This window comes from Vibrio sp. Vb0304 (assembly GCF_033338995.1).
GTDB lineage: Bacteria > Pseudomonadota > Gammaproteobacteria > Enterobacterales > Vibrionaceae > Vibrio > Vibrio alginolyticus.
Genome location: NZ_JAWOTT010000177.1, coordinates 1 through 1294 on the forward strand (window position 1 = coordinate 1; position 1294 = coordinate 1294).

The following is a 1294-nucleotide window of genomic DNA, read 5'->3' on the forward strand; positions in this document are numbered from 1 at the left end:
AAAGCAAAAAGTCATTTTAATGGGGCTGCTGACGGAAGCGCAGCTCGAACAATACAAAGGCTTGAGCGTGGATGAAGTGGAAGCTCAAACCGAGTTCAGCTTCCAAGACGCGATTTACTCGCTGTCACCGTATGAAAAGCTGAATTACGTTGAAGCCGTCGCGCGTAAATCGCTGCATCAAGCCGAAGCGTATTTGTCGAATGCGTTTAATCGACAAAATGCCATTATGTACTTTCGCTCTTATACTGGGAGCAAGTTGATTTTAGAGCGCCCAATCAAAGCGTTAGAAGGCGTGAAGGCCACATTCGATGTCGATTGGTGTAAGAGCAACTACTCTTGCGTTCTGGCTGCGTGGAAAGAACAACTGACTGATCGCGTGTTGTTTTCTCTGCCGTTTAAAACCACCTACTCGGATGACATGGCAATAAGCATCATGAGCCCGGTTTATTTCCAAGGTGAGTTAGTCGGCGAGTTTTCGGAACAGCTCTATCTTTCATCACTTTATAACGAAGGGAAAGCCGTCGACGTACAGATCTCCAATGGCAACAAGCAAATGGTGATCTATTTTTCGGGTTATCCGTGGCCATCGTTCGCGTACACCCAATCTTTTGTGGCAGACAACAACAACTTGATTGTCTACATGTACCCGTTCAGTAAAGTGATGGTGGATTACAGCTTTCTGTTTGTTATTTTCTTTTTGGCAACCTTGGCGTATTACAACAAAGCGCATGAATCCAAAGAGAGCAAACTTCGTCTGGCGACGGCACTGACGAATGTGACAAAAGACGATTTAACTGGGTTACTTAACCGCAGAGTCTTTAAAGATAGCGAATTCAAACGCCGCTTGAAAACGGCCCCTTATTCCGTCATTGCCATTGATGGCGACAGGATCAAGCGAATCAATGATCGCTATGGTCATCACGTTGGGGACGAGGTTATCGAGATCATTGCCGATGCGATGCGTAAAGTGTTCAGAACCAGCGATTATCTCGTCCGAACTGGGGGCGATGAGTTTATCGCAATCTTGCCGGGGTGCAGCATCAGTCAGTCTTCGATGTTGGCGAAAAAGTTACGTAGCGTTGTCAAAGACAACCGACTTAAAACGTTAGACATTGAAGTCAGCGTAAGCACTGGCGTTGCGGCAAACGAATCACACGAATCACTGCAAGATGTTATCGTTCGAGCAGATGAAGATCTCTATGAGATGAAAAAACGCAGACAACAATCACAGTAAGTAATAGTTTTATTGATAAAAATGCCAAGTGATTGGACATAACCATGACATAACTGTTTG

Annotated in this window: 1 protein-coding gene; it reads left to right on the forward strand. The window is 45.1% G+C overall.

The features are described 5' to 3' along the window. A partial coding sequence (locus tag R7P35_RS24765; protein ID WP_318093011.1) for a GGDEF domain-containing protein occupies positions 1 to 1234 on the forward strand: 1234 nt, incomplete at its 5' end. Between the last annotated feature and the right edge of the window lie 60 nt (positions 1235 to 1294).